The organism is Streptomyces lunaelactis (assembly GCF_003054555.1).
Taxonomy (GTDB): Bacteria; Actinomycetota; Actinomycetes; order Streptomycetales; family Streptomycetaceae; genus Streptomyces; species Streptomyces lunaelactis.
Genome location: NZ_CP026304.1, coordinates 7,389,347 through 7,408,028 on the forward strand (window position 1 = coordinate 7,389,347; position 18,682 = coordinate 7,408,028).

Consider the following 18,682-nt stretch of genomic DNA (forward strand, 5'->3'; position numbering starts at 1 on the left):
TCCTCACCATTCGACAGGGATCTCGGTGAAGCCCTCCATGAACCCGCCCAGCGCACGCGGCAGTTTCTCGGCGGGCGCCGCCAGCCTGATGTTCGGGAAGCGGCGCAGCAGGGACTCCGTGGCGACCTGCAGCTCCATCCGGGCCAGCGCAGCGCCCACGCAGTAGTGCAGCCCCGCGCCGAACGTCATGTGGTGGTTCTCGGTGCGGCGGATGTCCAGCTCCATGGGGCACTCGAAGACCTCGGGGTCCACGTTGGCGCCCTCCTCGGAGAGCAGGACGCTGGTGCCCTTCTTGATGACGGTGCCGTCCGAGAGCGGGATGTCGTCGATGGCGTACCGCATCGTGCCCACCGACGAGCCCATGATCTGGGTGCGCAGCAGCTCCTCGACGGTCGACGGCACGAGCGACCAGTCCTCCCGGATGGCGCGTACGAACTCCGGGTGGTGCAGCAGCACGGCTGTGCCGGTGCCGATCTGGCTCGCCGTGGTGACATAGCCGGCGATGAGCAGACCCTGCGTCCAGAAGTGCAGCTCATGGTCGTTGAGCCGGCTGTCGTCCTCGTCGTCCCGCACCCGGATCAGCTCGCTGACCAGGTCGTCGCCGGGGTTGTCGCGCTTGGAGTCGATCAGGTCGCCCAGGTACTTCCACAGGTTCTGGCGGCATGCCCCGACCTCCTCCGGCGACAGCTTGGTCACCGACAGGAAGCCGTCGACGTACGCGCGGAACTGGTCGCGGTCCTCCGCCGGCACGCCGAGCAGCTTGCAGATCACCATGATCGGCAGCGGGAAGGCCAGCGCCTCGTTCAGCTCGACCGGCTGCGGGCCGGCCTCCATCTCGTCCAGCAGCTGGTCGGCGACCTGCTGCACATAGGGCCGCAGCGCCTCGATGCGGCGGGCCGTGAACGCCTTGGTGACCAGCGACCGCACCCGGGTGTGCTCCGGCGGGTCCGGGTCGATGTTCGGGTCCATGAACAGGTCGTTGTCCTTGGAGATCCGGGCGCAGTCGGGGCGGGCGATATTGCGGGAGAGCCGCTTGTCGGCGAAGAGTGCCCGCACGTCCTTGTAGCGGGTCACCAGCGTGGCGGTGTCCCCGCTCGGCAGGGTCACTTCCATCGCCGATGTCTTGTGTATGTTCCGCAGCGCTTCGGGGACCTGCATGGGCGGGGTCCACGCGAACGGATACCTGGGCGGGGTCTGGGTGCTCACGGCAGTCCCTTCCGATCAGTGTGTATGGGTGATAAAGCGTCAGAACGGCCAGGACGGCCTGGACCAGGCGGCCTCGGCGAAGGCCCACTCGTAGCGGGTGCTGATGGCGAAGTGGTCGACGAGTTCGGCGCGTTCGGCCCCGGACAGCTCCTCGCCGAGCCGGTCGGCGACGCCCATGAAGGCCTTCACCGCGTAGCCGTAGCCCTCGCCCGGGTGGTAGATCTCGATCCAGGGCGCATAGCGCGAGCCCGATGTGTGCCGCTCCAACAGGTCGTTGGAAACCTGGTAGTTGAACCAGACCATCGGCAGCAGCGCCCCGAACCCGGCGGCGAACGACGTCGCCGTCGCCGCCTGGAAGAAGGAGCTGTGGGCGTGAGCGGCGGGATCGACGGCCGCCTCGGGGTCGAGCGCCGGGGTGCCGAGCTCGCCGGCGAGAGATCCGTACGCCTCGCGCAGCTTGTCGCGCGCCTCCAGCGTCCCGGTGATCGACCGCCCCAGCAGCGCGGTGTACTCGTCGCCGCGGGCGGCCGCGGCCGCCCGGGCCAGGCCCCGGGCGTAGGAGGGCAGCAGGTATCCGGTGTCCTGCTCGACGAAGTGGGCCAGCGACTCACCGGGCAGCGACCCGTCCCGCAGGCCGGACCAGAACGGATGCGCCCTGACCTTGTCCAGGATCGGCGCGGCGAGCTCCTTGAGCTCTTCTTGCAGCATGGTCCCTTGCCCCTCTCAGATGTCGAGTCGTACGCGGTAGTGCCGCAGCCACGCGTCCAGTTGGAGGACCATCTCCACGTTCCGCCGCTCGCCCCAGCCGTCCACCGCGATCGGGCGGTCCTCCTTCGCGAGCTCGGCGCAGGCCGGGCTGTCGAGGAGTGGACGCACCGGGCTGGACGGATCGCCGACGACGGCGTTGAAGCGGCTGCGCAGCACCTCGCCGTAGCGCGGATCCTGAGTGACCGGGAAGGGGCTCTTGCGGCGCTGGGTCACCGAAGCGGGCAGCAGATCCGCGACCGCGGAGCGCAGTACGCTCTTCTCCCGGCCGTCGGCCGTCTTCATCCCCCAGGGGATGTTGTAGACGTACTCGACGAGCCGGTGGTCGCAGTATGGCACCCGCAGCTCCAGGCCCACCGCCATGCTGAGGCGGTCGTCGCGGGAGAGCAGCAGCGGCAGCCAGCGTGAGAGGTGAGCGTGGCCGACCACGCGCATGGTGTGCTCCTGGCCGGACTCGCCCGGCACCCGCGGGACTTCGGCGACCGTCTCGGAGTACCGCTGGGCCGAATACCCGGGCACGTCGATCTTCTTCAGGAAGCCGGGGTCGAGCAGTCCCGTGCTCATGCCGTTCGGGGCGACCCGCAGTCCCATCGTGACCCACGGGAAGTTCGCGGTGTCCACCAGCGTCGGATCGCGGAACGACTGGTAGCCGCCGAAGAGTTCGTCGGCGACCTCGCCCATCAGGGCGACCGTGGAGCGCTGGCGCACCGAACGCAGCAGCAGATACAGCGAGCGGTCCATGTCGGGAATCGGGCGCGGCAGATCCTGGGCGCGCAGCGCGGCCGCGTCGACCACCGGATCGGCGAGGTCGGAGGTGCGCAGCACCACCGGCTCATGGTCGGTGCCGACATGGCGCGCGACCTCGGCGGCGTACGGCGCGTCCGGGTCCTCGTGCCAGAAGTCCTTGCGGAACCGCTCGGTGTGCCCCTCGAAGTCCACGGCGAAGGTCTTGGGCCGGCGGCCGTCCGTCACGGACTGCGCGGCGAACGCGGCGATCGCGCTGGAGTCCACGCCGCCGGAGAGCAGCGTGCACAGCGGCACGTCGGAGACGAGATGGCTGGCGACGGCCTCCTGCAGCAGGCCCCGGACGGTGTCGATCGTGGTCGCGAGATCGTCCGGGTGCTCGTGGTTCGGCAGTGTCCAGTACCGGGACTCGGTGACCGAACCGTCCCGTACCACCGTCACATGGCCCGCGGGGACTTCACGCATCCCGCGGTAGACGGCATGGCCGGGGGTCGCGATGTAGGCGAGCAGCTCCGCCAGGCCCTCCGTGTCGACGACGCACTCGATCGACGGGTGGGCGAGCAGCGCCTTCGGCTCGGAGCCGAAGACCAGGCCCCGGCCGGCCGCGGCGTAGTACAGCGGCTTGATGCCGAGGCGGTCCCGGACCATCACCAGCTTCCCGGCGCGCGGATCCCAGACGGCGAAGGCGAACATGCCCTCGAGCCGCTCCGCGCACCGCTCGCCCCACTCCAGATAGGCGCGCAGCACCACCTCGGTGTCCCCGGCCGTACGGAAGCGGTGGCCGAGCGACTCCAACTGGGCTCGCACCTGGCGGAAGTTGTAGATCTCGCCGTTGTGCACCAGGACGGCGAGGGCACGGCCGTCCTCCTCGGCGACCATCGGCTGCGGACTGCCGTCCACGTCGATGACGGCGAGCCTGCGGTGGCCCAGAGCGGCGCGCTCGTCGGTCCACACGGCCTCGGCGTCGGGGCCGCGGTTGGCGAGCGTTCCCACCATGGTGCGTACCGTGGAGGCCTCTTCCCTGAGCCCGCGCTCGAAGTCGACCCAGCCCGCTATGCCGCACATGCGACCACCCTCGACTCGATCTCGGCGACCAGTTCGGCCGGGGACGGCAGGCTCAGCATCTGCTCGCGCAGCTTGTTCGCGGCGGCGCGGTGCGCATCGCCGTCGATCAGTCGGTCCGCCTCGGCGCGCAGCCGCTCCGGGGTGGCCTCGTCGCGGGTGAGCACCTCGCCGGCGCCGGTGGCCAGCACCCGGCCCGAGTGGCCGAGATGGTCGGGCAGTTGGGGTACGAGCAGCAGCGGTACGCCGGCCCGCAGTGAGGTCAGCACCGTGCCCGCACCGCCGTGCGCGACGACCAGATCGGCGCCGTCGACGAGCAGATGCAGCGGGGTGTCCTCGACGACGCGGACGCTGTCGGGAAGGTCGCCGAGCAGTCGGCGCTGCCCGGCGCTGACGGCGAGGACGACCTCGGTGCCGGGCCCGGCCAGCGCGCCGGCGACCTGACCGGCCAGGAACCGCTCCGGAGCCAGCCGCGCCATCGTGTGACCCCAGGTCACCACGATGCGCCGACTGGCGGTCCCCGGCGGGCCGAGCGGGGGACGAGGCGGCCCGCCGGGGCCGTTGAAGGGGACGTACCGCATGGCGAGGCGCGGATGGTCGACCGGCACCTGGAAGTCGTCCGGGCACGGATCGACGGTCAGCAGGCCGAACGGGTCGAAGTCGGTGACTCCGTTGCGCTCGGCGAGCGGGGCGAGGACCTGCGGCAGCAGGCCGCGGGCCCGCGCCATCAGATCCGTTCCGTACAGCAGGCGTACGGCGGGAACGCCCGCCGCCGCGGCCGCCAACGGCCCCGCCAGCGCCGTCGGTTCGAAGACCACGGCGTCCGCACGCCAGTCGCGTGCCAGCGCCGCCAGATCGTCGGTCATGGAGTCGGCATGGGCGTAGAACATCTGCATCGCGCGCGGCCCTTTGCCGCTGCGCGGGGCCTGCCCGCCGCCGTCGCCCGAGTCGTTCGCCGTGGGGAGAACGTAGCCGCGCACCATCCCCACGGCGTCGACATCCGTGCCGACGCTGACGCCGGGCAGACCGGTCCTCGCGGTCTCCTCGCTCAAGGCCGGCTGGCTCGCGACCAGCACGTCATGGCCAGCGGCCCGGAAAGCCCATGCCAACGGCACCATCGCATACAGATGCGAAGGCCAGGCCCAGGTCGTGAACAGTACGCGCATGGCTCGCCCCAACCCCTCTCTGTGCCGACTGCGTCCCGCCCGGGAATCAGGCGAGGTCCGCGATGCGCCGACGGTGACGCAGCGGCCTATCGGTCCGGTCGTAGTCCGCTGGAGGAGAACCCGAACTCCGTTACACCACCTGGAAGTTGGCCATCATGGCCATGTCCTCGTGCTCCAGGTTGTGGCAGTGGAACATGTACCGGCCGCGGTGGCCCGAGAAGCGGGCCAGCACATCGACCACCTCGAAGGGCCGCACATCGACCGTGTCCTTCCAGCCCGCGTCCGTGGCCAGCGGCTCCCTGCCGCTGCGGGCCACCACCTGGAAGTGCGCCAGATGCAGATGCACCGGATGGTGGAAGTCGCTGGTGAAACGCCAGCGCTCCACCGTTCCGAGCCGCGGCCTGGCCGCGAACTCGGCGGAACGGAAAGGCTTTCCGTTGACCGTCCAGATCCTCGTGCCGTCCGAGGTGCTCGTCTGGCGGAAGTCGAACCGCCGCTCGGCCACGGCCGCGGCGGCGCGCAGCGGTTCCACGTCGGCGAGCCTGGACGGCACGTTGCTGTCGTCCTTCGCACGCCGGGCGACCTTGAACCGCATCACCTGCCGGGTGCGGCCCTCGCCGAGCGTATTGACCAGGGTGACCGTGGACCCCACCGGATACGCGGCGAAGTCGACGACCACGTCGAAGCGTTCGGCGGGAGCGATGGGCAGTTGCTCGTGCGAGCGGGGTGCGGCGAGCAGCCCGGCATCGCTGCCGATCTGGGTGAACCGGCCTCCCGGCTCGAGTTCGAGCCGGTAGCGGCGCGCGTTGGAGGCGTTGAGCAGACGGAAGCGGTAACGGGCGGCGTCCACCTCGAGCTCGGGCCACGGAGCGCCGTTGACCAGCACCACATCGCCCATGACGCCCTCCATGTAGGCGTCCTCGACGCCCGGGGTGCCCGTCAGCGAAGGTTCGAGAGACGGATAGCGCAGGGCGCCGTCCTCGTCGAACGCGCGGTCGCAGATCATCAGCGGGATGTCCCGATCACCCGTCGGCAGCCCCAGCGCCTCCTCCTCGTCGTCACGTACGAGGAACATCCCGGCCAGCCCTCGCCAGACCTGCGGTGCGCTGAAGTCCATCCGGTGATCGTGGTACCAGAGCGTCGCGGCCGGCTGATCGAGCGGATAGGTGTACTCCTTGGCACCCTGTGACAACGTCCAGTCGGCCGGGGCGACGTGCATCGCCCCGCCGTGGCCGGCCCCATGCCCGTGATCGCCCTTGCCCGACGACGCGGGATCGTGCCGGTACCCCTTCGGCACCACGAGATCCGTCGGATAGCCGTCCGAATCGGGAGCCTGGATACCGCCGTGCAGATGCGTCGAGGTCGGCACGGGCAGCTCATTGCGCACCCGTACGACGATCTGACGCCCCGACCTGCCCACGAGGGTGGTGCCGGGGAAGCTCCCGTCGTACCCCCACACCTCGGTCTTCAGGCCGGGCAGGATCTCGACGTCGGCGACGCGCTGCACCAGTTCGTAGTGGTCGACACCGTTGGCCGTGCGCACCGGCACGGCAGTCCTCGGCACCGGCAGCGGCACCCGGAACGGCTCCGGCAGCCGGCCGGCGCTGGAGAGCAGCTCGCCTGCGACCTCCCGGGTCAGGCTGCCGCAGCCGGCGATTCCGGCCGCGGCGGCCACGCCCGCGGCGCCGGCCACCCCCAACAGCCGTCGGCGGGACAGCGGTACGGTGCGGCTGCGGCCCGCGCTCATCGGCGGCCGCCGCGGTAGGCGAAGGCCCAGTAGGTGAGAGCGGTCGCAACGGCGACCAGCGCGACCCCGAGCGGGATGTGCACGCCCAGCGACCTGGAGAAGCCCGTGCCGGTCTGGGTCTGTACGAGGACGGCGAGCACCACCGCCAGCCCGATCGGCCAGGCCGGCCCGCGTCCCGGCCGCCACAGCAGGACCGTGTTGATGACCAGCAGCCAGCTCAGGAAGCCGATGGTCAGCGCGTTGATCTCGTGCAGATCCAGCAGGTCCACATCGCCCGTGATGAACATGCCGGCCAGCACCGGCTGCACCAGGGTCAGCAGCAGGAACACGGTGATCAGGCAGCGCAGCGTGATCAGCGGCCACCGCCGGATCTTTCGCACGGCCGGGGCCCCGTTCGCCCGTCGTCGCAGGGATGAACGCGCCGCCCCGTCGGCAGGGTCTAAGGAGTCCGCCGGGCGGATGTCCGGTGTCTGGCTCATGGGAAACCCTTCCAAGTCGTCGACATCTTCGACGGTGACAGGCGCGACTCGAGTGGGGCTCGAGCGGGCGGGGGCCGGACCGGTCCTCGATCCGGCATCGAGCGCTGGCGGAGAACCTGGGGTGCAGCATCCCTACGCCTTGGAGGCTGACCGATGGCCGAGACTCCCCGCTTCCGCGTGATCCTGCGGATGGAAATCCAGTCCGGAACACAGGACGAGTTCGAAAGGACCTGGTGGGAGGTGGGATCGGCGATCGCCCGTCAGCCCGCCAACCGCGGCCAGACGCTGACCCGTGCGACGGAGGGCGATACGCCCGTCTACTACGTGATCACGGACTGGACGGACGAGAGTGCGTTCCGCACGTTCGAGGTGAGCGAGGCGCATGTCGAACACCGGCGCCGGCTCGGGAAGTACCGCACGAGCGGCGAGATGACGACCACCCAGACGGTGTTCGACATCCCACCGTCGCCGGGGCCCGGGGCCGTTCCCGGCCCGCGGGCCGTGCCCGCGACGCCCGCCGCCGGCGGGGACCGCACACCCCTCGCCTTCATCGGTCTCGGCAACATGGGCGGCGGCATGGCCCATGCGCTCCTCGGCTCCGGTCGCGGCCTCACCGTGTACAACCGCACGGCCGCCAAGGCCCGCGTCCTCGTCGACGCCGGTGCCACCGCGGCCGAGAGCCCCGCGGCCGCGGCCGCCGGCCACTCCGTCGTCCTGCTCAGCCTGAGCGACGAAGCCGCCGTGGACGACGTGCTGTTCGGCCAGATCGTGCCGGTGCTCGCGCCCGGCAGCATTGTCGTCGACACCTCCACCGTCTCCCCGGCGTACGCGCGAACCGCGGCGATCCGGCTGGCCGACGCGGGACTTCGCCGCGTCGAGGCCTGCGTCGTCGGCAACCCCATCCAGGCCCGCGAGGGCAAGCTGCGCGTCTACACCAGCGGCGCGGAGCAGGACGTCGCCGAGGTCGCCGGCATCCTCGACACCATCGGCTCCGAGGTCCTGCACCTGGGCGCCCCCGGCGCGGCCACCACCCTCAAGCTCATCTTCAATCTGCTCCTCGGCGCACAGGTCGCCTCGCTCTCCGAAGCAGTGGCCTACGGCATACGGACCGGACTGGACCGCGACCAGCTGCTCTCCGCCATCGCCGGGAGCGGATTCAGTTCCATCGTCATGCGCTTCCGCGCCGAGCTGATGCGCAAGGGGAGCTACGAACCGGCCTTCTTCCGCTCCGCGCTCATGGAGAAGGACCTGCGTCTCGCCATCGACGACGCCACCGGGGCAGGGGTCGAGCTCCCCGTCCTGGACACGGTCAGAGCCGGATTCGCCGCCGTGGTCGCGGCGGGCGACGGCGACAAGGACGCCTCCGTCCTGATCGAGCACATGACCGCGGCCTCCTCCCACGGTGCCGCGTCATGACGCGGCCTCCCGACGCCCGCCACCTCCAGCTCAGGCATCTCGCCGAGGCGGGCGCGGCGGCACGTGGCAGCCGGTCGCCGGACGACGACGTCGACCGCCTGCTGGGGCTGGTCTTCGAGTGGTTCCGCTCCTGCTTCAGCCCGGAGCGCGCCTGCGGCCGGTCCGGGACCTTCGAGTACGCGGTCAACACCCCCCTGGGCGTACGCCACCGCTACATCGTCGTCGAGGGCGGCAGCTGTGTCGCCATGACCGCCGTCGACCGCCCGGCGGACGCCGTCATCGGCGTGGACATCGACGACCTCCTCGCTCTGGCCATCGGCGAACTGAAGGGCACGGACGCGTTCGTCAACGGGCGTCTGAAGATCTCCGGCGATGTCTTCTTCGCCATGAACTGGATCGAGTGGTTCGGCTCCCGCAGCACACCGCCTGCGGACGACTGACGTTTTTAGCTGCCTTTGAGCCCTCCTGCAGCCAGGGCGCGCAGTCTGCCGGGAACGACCGTCCGGCAACTGCGCGCCGCCCATTGGAGGATTCGTGTCCCTTCGCCTCTTCACCTCGGAATCTGTGACCGAGGGTCATCCCGACAAGATCGCCGACCAGATCAGCGACACGATCCTCGACGCGCTCCTGACGCAGGACCCCGCGTCGCGCGTCGCCGTCGAGACGCTGATCACCACCGGCCAGGTACATGTGGCCGGTGAGGTCACCACCCAGGGCTACGCCGAGATCCAGAGCCTGGTCAGGGAGACCGTCCTCAAGATCGGCTACGACTCCTCCGCCAAGGGCTTCGACGGCGCGTCCTGCGGCGTCTCGGTCTCCATCGGTGCGCAGTCGCAGGACATCGCGCAGGGCGTCGACACCGCGTACGAGAAGCGCGTCGAGGGCGATGAGGACGAGCTGGACAAGCAGGGCGCCGGTGACCAGGGCCTGATGTTCGGCTACGCCTGCGACGAGACCCCCGAGCTGATGCCGCTGCCCATCACCCTCGCCCACCGGCTCGCCCTGCGGCTCTCCGAGGTCCGTAAAAACGGGACCATCCCCTACCTGCGTCCCGACGGCAAGACCCAGGTCACCATCGAGTACGACGGCGACAAGGCCGTGCGTCTGGACACCGTGGTCGTCTCCTCGCAGCACGCCCCCGGCATCGACCTGGACGCGCTGCTCATCCCCGACATCCGCGACAGCGTGGTGCAGCCGGTGCTGCGGCAGCTCGCCGAGGACGGCGTACGGCTGCGTACCGATGGCTACAGGCTGCTGGTGAACCCGACCGGCCGCTTCGAGATCGGCGGCCCGATGGGCGACGCCGGCCTCACGGGCCGCAAGATCATCATCGACACCTACGGCGGCATGGCCCGCCACGGCGGCGGCGCCTTCTCGGGCAAGGACCCGTCGAAGGTGGACCGCAGCGCCGCCTACGCGATGCGCTGGGTCGCCAAGAACGTGGTGGCGGCCGGGCTCGCGGCGCGCTGCGAGGTCCAGGTCGCGTACGCCATCGGCAAGGCCGAGCCCGTCGGACTCTTCGTCGAGACCTTCGGCACCGAGACCGTCCCTGTGGAGGTCATCCAGGCCGCCATCGACCAGGTCTTCGACCTGCGCCCCGCCGCCATCATCCGCGACCTCGACCTGCTGCGGCCGATCTACGCACAGACCGCCGCGTACGGGCACTTCGGCCGGGCCCTCCCCGACTTCACCTGGGAGACCACCGACCGCGCCGAGAAGCTGCGCCAGGCGGCCATCGCCGACTGACCGGCCGGCTCACCCGGCCGGAGCGACCGGTGAGTCCGCACAACGCACCATCCACCGCAGAGCCAAGGAGCAGTGACCGTGCGCATAGCCGTAACTGGTTCGATCGCAACGGACCACCTCATGGTCTTCCCCGGCCGGTTCACCGAGCAGCTCATCGCCGGCAGCCTCGACAAGGTCTCGCTCTCCTTCCTCGTGGAGGAGCTCCAGATCCGGCGCGGCGGCGTCGCAGCGAACATCGCCTTCGGCCTCGGCCGACTGGGCCTCGGCCCGTACCTCGTCGGAGCGGTGGGCACGGACTTCGCCGACTACGAGGTCTGGCTCAAGGAGAACGGCGTCGACACCGGCTCGGTGCACATCAGCGAGTCACTGCACACCGCGCGCTTCGTGTGCACCAGCGACGCCGACCACAATCAGATCGGCTCCTTCTACGCGGGAGCCATGAGCGAAGCACGCACCATCGAACTGCGCCCGGTGCACGAACGGGCCGGCGGCCTCGACCTGGTGGTGATCTCGCCGAACGACCCCGAGGCCATGGTCCGCCACACGCGCGAATGCGCGGACCTCGCCGTACCGTTCGCCGCCGACCCCTCGCAGCAGCTCGCCTTCATGGGACGCGAGGAGGTCCGGGAACTCCTCGCCCACCCCGCATATCTCTTCACCAATGAGTACGAGAGCGTGCTCCTCCAGGAGAAGACCGGCTGGACCGAACAGCAGATCCTGGGCCGGGTCGGCACCTGGGTGACCACCCGGGGTGCGGACGGCGTCCATGTGGAACGGGCCGGGCTGCACTCCGTCGACGTACCGTCGGTCCCGCCGACGGGCACGATCGAACCGACCGGAGCCGGAGACGCGTTCCGGGCAGGGTTCCTGGCCGCGACCGCGTGGGGCCTCGGCCTGAAACGTGCGGCGCAACTGGGCAGCGCACTGGCCACCACTGTCCTGGAGACCACCGGCACCCAGCCCGACCAGCTGAACGGTGCCGACCTGCTGGCCCGGGTGCGCGGCACCTACGGCACGGCGGCCGCCGGCCAACTGGCCGGGTACGTTGCCCCCGTTGCCCGGCACGCGGTGGCAGCGGGATGAGCGCGGCCCGGATCGACGCTCTGCGTGAGGCGTTCGCGACACGCGTGGTGGTCGCTGACGGGGCCATGGGCACGATGCTCCAGGAGCAGGATCCGACGCTGGAGGACTTCGAGAACCTCGAAGGCTGCAACGAGATCCTGAACGTGACCCGTCCCGACATTGTGCGCTCGGTCCACGAGGCGTATTTCGCGGTCGGTGTGGACTGCGTCGAGACGAACACCTTCGGTGCGAACCTCGCCGCGCTGGGGGAGTACGACATTCCCGAGCGGGTCTTCGAGCTGTCGGAGTCCGGGGCGCGGATCGCGCGAGAGGTGGCGGACGAGTTCACGGCGTCGACCGGGCGGCAGCGCTGGGTGTTGGGTTCGATGGGTCCTGGTACGAAGCTGCCGACTCTGGGCCATGCCCCGTATGTGAAGCTGCGGGACGCCTACCAGCGGAACGCGGAAGGCATGATTGCCGGTGGTGCGGATGCGCTGCTGGTGGAGACCACACAGGACCTCCTGCAGACCAAGGCCGCGGTTCTGGGTGCCCGCCGGGCGCTGGATGCCACCGGCGCGGATCTGCCGGTGATCTGCTCGGTGACGGTGGAGACGACCGGGACGATGCTGCTCGGGTCGGAGATCGGTGCGGCGCTGACGGCGCTGGAGCCGCTGGGCATCGACATGATCGGTCTGAACTGCGCGACCGGCCCGGCGGAAATGAATGAGCACCTGCGGTATCTGGCTCGGCACGCGCGGACGAGAGTGTCGGCGATGCCGAATGCGGGCCTGCCGGTACTGGGCAAGAACGGTGCCCACTACCCTTTGAGTCCTGCTGAACTGGCTGATGCCCACGAGAACTTCGTACGCGATTACGGTCTCTCGCTGGTGGGTGGCTGCTGCGGTACGACTCCGGAGCATTTGCGGCAGGTGGTGGAGCGGGTCCGCGATATGGCCCCGACAGTGCGTGACCCGCGCCCGGAGCCCGGCGCGACCTCGCTCTACCAGACCGTGCCCTTCCGTCAGGACACCTCGTACCTGGCGATCGGTGAGCGGACGAATGCCAATGGCTCGAGGAAGTTCCGCGAGGCCATGCTGGACGGGCGCTGGGACGACTGTGTGGAGATGGCCCGGGACCAGATCCGTGAGGGCGCGCACATGCTCGACCTGTGCGTCGACTACGTCGGCCGGGACGGTGTTGCCGACATGGAGGAGCTGGCGGGCCGCTTCGCCACCGCGTCCACGCTGCCCATCGTCCTCGACTCCACCGAACTGCCTGTTCTGCAGGCGGGGTTGGAGAAGCTCGGCGGCCGCGCTGTCATCAATTCGGTCAACTACGAGGACGGCGACGGCCCGGAGTCGCGGTTTGCGAAGGTCACCAAGCTGGCCGTCGAGCACGGCGCCGCGCTGATCGCTTTGACGATCGATGAGGAGGGGCAGGCCCGCACCGTCGAGCACAAGGTCGCCATCGCCGAGCGGCTGATCGAGGATCTGACCGGCAACTGGGGGGTGTACGAGTCGGACATCCTCATCGACACGCTGACCTTCACGATCTGCACGGGCCAGGAGGAGTCCCGCGGCGATGGCATCGCCACCATCGGTGCGATCCGCGAGCTGAAGCGCCGCCACCCGGACGTCCAGACCACCCTGGGTCTGTCGAACATCTCCTTCGGCCTCAACCCGGCCGCCCGCGTGGTCCTCAACTCCGTCTTCCTCGACGAGTGTGTCAAGGCCGGCCTCGACTCGGCGATCGTGCACGCCTCGAAGATCCTGCCGATCGCGCGGCTGGAGGAGGAGCAGGTCAAGGTCGCCCTCGACCTGATCTACGACCGCCGTGCCGAGGGGTATGACCCGCTGCAGAAGCTCATGGAGCTCTTCGAGGGCGTCAATATGAAGTCGATGAAGGCGGGCAGGGCCGAGGAACTCCTCGCCCTTCCGCTGGAGGAGCGCCTGCAGCGCCGCATCATCGACGGCGAGAAGAACGGTCTGGAACAGGACTTGGACGAAGCCCTGTCCGGGCGTCCCGCGCTGGAGATCGTCAACGACGTTCTGCTTGAGGGTATGAAGGTTGTGGGTGAGCTGTTCGGTTCGGGTCAGATGCAGTTGCCGTTCGTGCTGCAGTCCGCCGAGGTCATGAAGACCGCCGTCGCCCATCTCGAGCCGCACATGGAGAAGTCGGACGCGGAGGGCAAGGGCACGATCGTGCTCGCCACGGTGCGCGGCGATGTCCATGACATCGGCAAGAACCTGGTCGACATCATCCTGTCCAACAATGGCTACAACGTGGTGAATCTGGGGATCAAGCAGCCCGTCTCCGCGATCCTGGAAGCCGCTGAGGAGCACCGGGCCGATGTCATCGGGATGTCCGGGCTGCTGGTGAAGTCCACGGTGATCATGAAGGAGAACCTGGAGGAGCTCAACCAGCGCAAGCTGGCCGCCGAGTTCCCGGTGATCCTGGGCGGTGCGGCGCTGACGCGGGCGTATGTCGAGCAGGATCTGCACGAGATCTACGAGGGTGAAGTCCGCTACGCCCGCGACGCGTTCGAGGGTCTGCGGCTGATGGACGCCCTGATCGGGGTCAAGCGCGGCGTCCCCGGAGCCGTACTCCCGGAACTCAAGCAGCGCCGGGTGGCCAAGCGTGACACCCCGGTTCTTGAGGTCACCGAGCCCGAGGGCGCGGCCCGCTCCGATGTCGCGATCGACAACCCGGTCCCCGAGCCGCCGTTCTGGGGCACCCGGGTGATCAAGGGGATCCAGCTGAAGGAGTACGCGTCCTGGCTGGACGAGGGCGCGCTGTTCAAGGGCCAGTGGGGCCTCAAGCAGGCCCGCGCGGGTGACGGGCCGACGTACGAGGAGCTCGTCGAGACCGAGGGCCGGCCGCGGCTGCGGGGCTGGCTGGAGCAGCTGCACACCAGGAACCTGCTGGAAGCGGCCGTGGTCTACGGATACTTCCCCTGCGTCTCCAAGGGCGACGACCTGATCCTGCTGAACGAGGACGGCTCGGAGCGCACCCGCTTCTCCTTCCCGCGTCAGCGCCGCGGCCGCAGGCTCTGCCTGGCGGACTTCTTCCGCCCCGAGGAGTCCGGCGAAACCGACGTGGTCGGCCTGCAGATCGTGACGGTCGGCAACCGGATCGGCGAGGCCACGTCCGAGCTCTTCGAGAGCAATGCCTATCGCGACTATCTCGAACTGCACGGCCTGTCCGTGCAGTTGGCCGAGTCGCTGGCCGAGTACTGGCACGCCCGGGTCCGCTCCGAACTCGGCTTCGCCGGCGAGGACCCCGCCGACGTGGAGGACATGTTCGCCCTGAAGTACCGGGGCGCCCGCTTCTCCCTCGGCTACGGCGCCTGCCCCGACCTCGAGGACCGCGCCAAGATCGCCACCCTGCTCGAGCCCGAGCGGATCGGCGTCCAGCTCTCCGAGGAGTTCCAGCTCCACCCCGAACAGTCCACCGACGCGATCGTCATCCACCACCCCGAGGCGACGTACTTCAACACGGGAGGAGCGCGATCGTGAGGACGCTGCGAGATGTGCTGGCGGCGGGGGAGTTGTCGTACTCCTTCGAGTTCTTCCCGCCCAAGAACGACACGGGTGAGGAACGGCTCTGGGACGCTGTCCGCAGGATCGAGTCCCTGTCGCCGGCCTTCGTCTCGGTGACGTACGGCGCGGGCGGATCGTCCCGGGACCGTACCGTCGCCGTGACGAAGAAGATCGCGACGCAGACCACCCTGCGCCCCGTCGCGCATCTGACGGCCGTTGGGCACTCGGTGGCCGAACTGCGTCACATCATCGGCCAGTACGCGGACGCGGGCATCCGCGACGTCCTTGCTCTGCGCGGCGACCCGCCCGGCGATCCGAAGGGCACGTGGGTCCCCCATCCTCAGGGTCTCAGCTATGCGGCTGAACTGGTCGGGCTCGTACGGGAGTTGGGGGACTTCAGCGTCGGAGTGGCAGCCTTCCCGGAGCGTCATCCCCGGTCGCCCGACTGGGACAGCGACATCCGGCACTTCGCGGCCAAGTGCCGGGCGGGCGCCGACTACGCGATCACCCAGATGTTCTTCGACGTCGAGTACTACCTGAGGCTGCGCGACCGGGCCGCGGCGGCGGGGTGCCACACCCCGATCATCCCCGAGATCATGCCGGCGACCGACTACCGGCAGATCCGCCGCTTCGCCGAACTCAGCGACGCGGCCTTCCCGGAGGAGCTCGCCGGGCGGCTCTACGCCGCCCGCGACAACCCGGACGAAGCTCATCGGATCGGCGTCGACCACGCGATCACGATGGCGGAGCGACTGCTGGACGCCGACGCTCCGGGACTGCACTACATCACCCTGAACCGATCGCCTGCGACGGTGGAGATACACCGGGGCGTCAGGAAGACGAGGAGTACCCATGCCCTCTCAGTCCGCCACTGACTTCAAGGTGGCCGACCTTGCTCTCGCGGAGTTCGGTCGCAAGGAGATCACCCTCGCCGAGCACGAGATGCCCGGCCTGATGTCGATCCGTAAGGAGTACGCCGCCACCCAGCCTCTGGCCGGTGCCCGTATCACCGGCTCTCTGCACATGACCGTGCAGACCGCCGTCCTGATCGAGACCCTGGTCGCGCTGGGCGCCGAGGTCCGCTGGGTCTCCTGCAACATCTTCTCCACCCAGGACCACGCGGCCGCGGCCATCGCGGTCGGCCCGAACGGCACGCCGGAAGCCCCCGCGGGCATTCCGGTCTTCGCCTGGAAGGGCGAGACGCTGGAGGAGTACTGGTGGTGCACGGAGCAGGCGCTCAACTGGCCGGGCCACGCCGGTCCGAACATGATCCTCGACGACGGGGGTGACGCCACGCTCCTGGTCCACAAGGGCGTCGAGTTCGAGAAGGCGGGTGCGGTTCCCGACCCGTCCACGGCGGACAACGAGGAATTCCGTGTCGTACTCGAGCTGTTGAACCGCTCCACCCTCAACTGGTCCGAGCTGGCGTCGGAGATTCGTGGTGTGACGGAGGAGACCACGACGGGTGTGCACCGTCTGTATGAGATGCACCGTGACGGCACGCTGCTGTTCCCCGCGATCAATGTGAACGACGCGGTGACGAAGTCGAAGTTCGACAACAAGTACGGCTGCCGGCACTCGTTGATCGACGGCATCAACCGTGCCACCGATGTGCTGATCGGTGGCAAGACGGCGGTGGTGTGCGGGTACGGCGATGTGGGCAAGGGCTGTGCGGAGTCGCTGCGGGGTCAGGGTGCCCGGGTGATCGTGACGGAGATCGACCCGATCTGTGCGCTGCAGGCGGCGATGGACGGCTACCAGGTCACGACGCTGGACGAGGTGGTGGAGACGGCGGACATCTTCATCACGACGACGGGCAACAAGGACATCATCATGGCCGGGGACATGGCCAGGATGAAGCACCAGGCGATCGTGGGGAACATCGGTCACTTCGACAACGAGATCGACATGGCCGGTCTGGCGCGGACCCCGGGGATCGTGAAGGACGAGGTCAAGCCGCAGGTCCACACGTGGACCTTCGCGGACGGCAAGGTCCTGATTCTGCTGTCGGAGGGGCGTCTTTTGAACCTGGGCAACGCGACGGGTCACCCCTCGTTCGTGATGTCGAACAGCTTCGCGGACCAGACGCTGGCCCAGATCGAGCTGTTCACCAAGCCCGAGGAGTACCCGACGGACGTGTATGTGCTGCCCAAGCACCTGGACGAGAAGGTCGCCCGGCTCCACCTGGCCGCCCTCGGCGTGAAGCTGACCACGCTCCGCCCCGAGCAGGCCTCCTACATCGGCGTCGACGTGAACGGCCCGTACAAGTCCGACCACTACCGCTACTGATCAGTCGAGCGCAGATCAATCCCGAAGACCGGGCCCCCGCCTGTCCCCCGGGCGGGGGCCTGCCCCTTTCAACCGTCAACGCACCGAGTCCAGCGCAGGGTTCAGAGCCGGGTTCAGCGCATCGACGCGACGGCCCACTCGGCGACGACCGCCACCGCCACGCCGACCCCCAGCACCGCCGTCGCCACCCGCGTACGCCCCTGCCGGCTCAGCACCAGCGCGCTGCCGGAGAGGATCAGCGCGATGCCGTAGAAGCCCATGGTCAGCACCGAGTGCGTGCTGCCGAGACGCAGTACCAGAGTGACCCCCACGGCGATCATGATGACCGCGGAGAGAGCTATCCGTACGTGGCGTGCCTGACGTGGTGTGAGCCCCTGCCGTTCCGGGCTCGAATTGGCTTCTGACATGCCCGGAAGACTAGCCGTCGCGCCCCCGCGCAGACCGCCGGGGCCGGGGAGAAGGCCCGCTCACGCGCCGTGCGGGCTGCCGACCCCGGCTGTCCACAGGGGAGCGGTGCCGGTGAGCTGGCAGGCCATCAGATAAAGCGGAATCGGCGGGGTGTACGGGCTGGTGTCGTCGGGCCAGCGGATCAGCCGGGGGTTCGTCGCCGGTACGTACGCCCCGCGGGCGTAGTGCGAGGGCAGTGGCCAGGTCACGTCGAGGTCCGAGCCGGCGGGCACGATCCACCACCACCAGTTGTCGTCGGCGAAGACGCAGCCGTTCCGCGGCAGACGTCCCAGGAGGCGGAATCCGAATCGCGCGGGAACGCCCACGGCATCGCAGCCAAGAGTGGCCGGAAGCGTGGGCGGGAGGGTGAGCCGGGTCATCCGGCTTTCGCTGTCGGTGCGGCCGCCCCGACAGAGGAGGGCGCCCAGGTTCCTCAGCATGGCCTCTCCGCCCAGTACGGCACTTCCGTCCCGTACGGCAGCTCCTCCTCGTGCGGCAGCTCCGCCCACACGATGCGGCCCGGGCCGACGTGCGAGTCGTGCGAGCCCCAGGCGCCGCTCACGGCCTCGACCAGGAGCAGCCCGCGCCCGCGTTCCTCCTCGAAGGTGTGGCACACATGGGGGCCGGTGGGCGCGGAGCCCTGGTCCTGCACCGTTATACGCAGGCGCTCGGCGCCGTTGAGCAGCTCGCAGGCGACCCGATGGCCGTCGGTGTGCACGACCGCGTTGGTGACGAGTTCGGAGACGACCAGCATGGCCGCGTCGTGAACGTCGCCCTCTATGCCCCAGTGGTGCAGCCGCCGGCGTGCGAGCTTCCTGGCACTGGCGACGAACTCAACGCGCGCCGGCAGCTCGAAGCCGTACCTGTGGTGGTCGGCTCCCGAGCGCGGGTACACGAGCTGTGGGGTGAGCGCGTCGCGATGCACCCGCCCACTCTCTCTCCGCAAGACCCACCTTGGCAAGGCCCACTCTGAATAATGCAGACTGGGCATATTCAATGGCCGCAAGGGCGTGG

16 protein-coding genes are annotated in these 18,682 nt (G+C 69.4%); 7 read left to right on the top strand and 9 right to left on the bottom strand.

Features of this window, described 5'->3' with window-relative positions:
- Nucleotides 1-3: 3 nt before the first annotated feature.
- From SLUN_RS33725 to SLUN_RS33750, 6 genes are all read right to left on the bottom strand, one after another.
- Nucleotides 4-1,206, bottom strand: a complete 1,203-nt coding sequence (locus SLUN_RS33725; protein WP_170146634.1) for a cytochrome P450 — start codon at nucleotides 1,204-1,206, stop codon at nucleotides 4-6.
- A gap of 39 nt (nucleotides 1,207-1,245) precedes the next feature.
- On the bottom strand, nucleotides 1,246-1,914 hold the full coding sequence (locus SLUN_RS33730; protein ID WP_108153715.1) for a TenA family protein: 669 nt from the start codon (nucleotides 1,912-1,914) through the stop codon (nucleotides 1,246-1,248).
- 15 nt (nucleotides 1,915-1,929) lie between these two features.
- On the bottom strand, nucleotides 1,930-3,780 hold the full coding sequence (gene asnB / locus SLUN_RS33735) for an asparagine synthase (glutamine-hydrolyzing) (protein ID WP_108153716.1): 1,851 nt from the start codon (nucleotides 3,778-3,780) through the stop codon (nucleotides 1,930-1,932).
- On the bottom strand, nucleotides 3,768-4,943 hold the full coding sequence (locus SLUN_RS33740) for a nucleotide disphospho-sugar-binding domain-containing protein (RefSeq protein ID WP_108153717.1): 1,176 nt from the start codon (nucleotides 4,941-4,943) through the stop codon (nucleotides 3,768-3,770). Before SLUN_RS33740 ends, asnB begins: the two co-directional genes overlap by 13 nt.
- A 130-nt stretch (nucleotides 4,944-5,073) precedes the next feature.
- Entirely contained in the window at nucleotides 5,074-6,690 is a 1,617-nt protein-coding gene (locus tag SLUN_RS33745) for a multicopper oxidase family protein (RefSeq protein WP_108153718.1), read from the bottom strand.
- Nucleotides 6,687-7,169 (bottom strand): hypothetical protein, encoded by a 483-nt coding sequence (locus SLUN_RS33750; RefSeq protein ID WP_159100388.1) that lies wholly within the window; start codon nucleotides 7,167-7,169, stop codon nucleotides 6,687-6,689. Before SLUN_RS33750 ends, SLUN_RS33745 begins: the two co-directional genes overlap by 4 nt.
- A 153-nt stretch (nucleotides 7,170-7,322) precedes the next feature.
- On the opposite strand from SLUN_RS33750, the gene SLUN_RS33755 reads away from it, so the two are divergent.
- The 7 genes from SLUN_RS33755 to ahcY all read left to right on the top strand — a co-directional run bounded on the left by SLUN_RS33755 (nucleotide 7,323) and on the right by ahcY (nucleotide 17,221).
- Entirely contained in the window at nucleotides 7,323-8,585 is a 1,263-nt protein-coding gene (locus SLUN_RS33755) for an NAD(P)-binding domain-containing protein (RefSeq protein ID WP_108153720.1), read from the top strand.
- A complete protein-coding gene (locus SLUN_RS33760; protein WP_108153721.1) occupies nucleotides 8,582-9,025 on the top strand; it encodes an SCP2 sterol-binding domain-containing protein in 444 nt (147 codons plus the stop codon). Before SLUN_RS33755 ends, SLUN_RS33760 begins: the two co-directional genes overlap by 4 nt.
- A 94-nt stretch (nucleotides 9,026-9,119) precedes the next feature.
- The gene (metK, locus tag SLUN_RS33765; protein WP_108153722.1) at nucleotides 9,120-10,331 is read left to right on the top strand and encodes a methionine adenosyltransferase; all 1,212 of its coding nucleotides are present in this window, start codon (nucleotides 9,120-9,122) and stop codon (nucleotides 10,329-10,331) included.
- Between the two features lie 78 nt (nucleotides 10,332-10,409).
- Nucleotides 10,410-11,414 (top strand): carbohydrate kinase family protein, encoded by a 1,005-nt coding sequence (locus SLUN_RS33770; RefSeq protein WP_108155084.1) that lies wholly within the window; start codon nucleotides 10,410-10,412, stop codon nucleotides 11,412-11,414.
- Nucleotides 11,411-14,908 carry a methionine synthase gene (gene metH / locus SLUN_RS33775; RefSeq protein WP_108153723.1) on the top strand — a complete coding sequence of 1,166 codons (3,498 nt, stop codon included), beginning with the start codon at nucleotides 11,411-11,413 and terminating at the stop codon, nucleotides 14,906-14,908. The genes SLUN_RS33770 and metH overlap by 4 nt, the downstream gene beginning before the upstream one ends.
- Nucleotides 14,905-15,807: a methylenetetrahydrofolate reductase [NAD(P)H] gene (gene metF / locus SLUN_RS33780; protein WP_108153724.1), complete on the top strand. Its 903-nt coding sequence runs from the start codon at nucleotides 14,905-14,907 to the stop codon at nucleotides 15,805-15,807. The genes metH and metF overlap by 4 nt, the downstream gene beginning before the upstream one ends.
- A complete protein-coding gene (gene ahcY, locus SLUN_RS33785; protein ID WP_108153725.1) occupies nucleotides 15,785-17,221 on the top strand; it encodes an adenosylhomocysteinase in 1,437 nt (478 codons plus the stop codon). Before metF ends, ahcY begins: the two co-directional genes overlap by 23 nt.
- Nucleotides 17,222-17,334: 113 nt before the next feature.
- Here ahcY and SLUN_RS33790 read toward each other — a convergent pair whose 3' ends face one another.
- The 3 genes from SLUN_RS33790 to SLUN_RS33800 are packed head-to-tail and all read right to left on the bottom strand — an operon-like array spanning nucleotide 17,335 to nucleotide 18,593.
- Nucleotides 17,335-17,628, bottom strand: coding sequence for a hypothetical protein (locus tag SLUN_RS33790; protein ID WP_108153726.1), 294 nt, complete (start codon nucleotides 17,626-17,628; stop codon nucleotides 17,335-17,337).
- A gap of 60 nt (nucleotides 17,629-17,688) precedes the next feature.
- Nucleotides 17,689-18,108 (bottom strand): hypothetical protein, encoded by a 420-nt coding sequence (locus SLUN_RS33795; RefSeq protein WP_371413881.1) that lies wholly within the window; start codon nucleotides 18,106-18,108, stop codon nucleotides 17,689-17,691.
- Nucleotides 18,102-18,593, bottom strand: a complete 492-nt coding sequence (locus SLUN_RS33800; protein ID WP_257153844.1) for an ATP-binding protein — start codon at nucleotides 18,591-18,593, stop codon at nucleotides 18,102-18,104. The genes SLUN_RS33795 and SLUN_RS33800 overlap by 7 nt, the downstream gene beginning before the upstream one ends.
- Between the last annotated feature and the right edge of the window lie 89 nt (nucleotides 18,594-18,682).

Bases quoted from the DNA above. Each gene is read 5' to 3' on its own strand.
- SLUN_RS33730 (WP_108153715.1), bottom strand. From the start codon at position 1,914: ATGCTGCAAGAAGAGCTCAAGGAGCTCGCCGCGCCGATCCTGGACAAG.
- asnB (WP_108153716.1), bottom strand. From the start codon at position 3,780: ATGTGCGGCATAGCGGGCTGGGTCGACTTCGAGCGCGGGCTCAGGGAA.
- SLUN_RS33740 (WP_108153717.1), bottom strand. From the start codon at position 4,943: ATGCGCGTACTGTTCACGACCTGGGCCTGGCCTTCGCATCTGTATGCG.
- SLUN_RS33745 (WP_108153718.1), bottom strand. From the start codon at position 6,690: ATGAGCGCGGGCCGCAGCCGCACCGTACCGCTGTCCCGCCGACGGCTG.
- SLUN_RS33750 (WP_159100388.1), bottom strand. From the start codon at position 7,169: ATGAGCCAGACACCGGACATCCGCCCGGCGGACTCCTTAGACCCTGCC.
- SLUN_RS33755 (WP_108153720.1), top strand. From the start codon at position 7,323: ATGGCCGAGACTCCCCGCTTCCGCGTGATCCTGCGGATGGAAATCCAG.
- SLUN_RS33760 (WP_108153721.1), top strand. From the start codon at position 8,582: ATGACGCGGCCTCCCGACGCCCGCCACCTCCAGCTCAGGCATCTCGCC.
- metH (WP_108153723.1), top strand. From the start codon at position 11,411: ATGAGCGCGGCCCGGATCGACGCTCTGCGTGAGGCGTTCGCGACACGC.
- ahcY (WP_108153725.1), top strand. From the start codon at position 15,785: ATGCCCTCTCAGTCCGCCACTGACTTCAAGGTGGCCGACCTTGCTCTC.
- SLUN_RS33790 (WP_108153726.1), bottom strand. From the start codon at position 17,628: ATGTCAGAAGCCAATTCGAGCCCGGAACGGCAGGGGCTCACACCACGT.
- SLUN_RS33795 (WP_371413881.1), bottom strand. From the start codon at position 18,108: ATGCTGAGGAACCTGGGCGCCCTCCTCTGTCGGGGCGGCCGCACCGAC.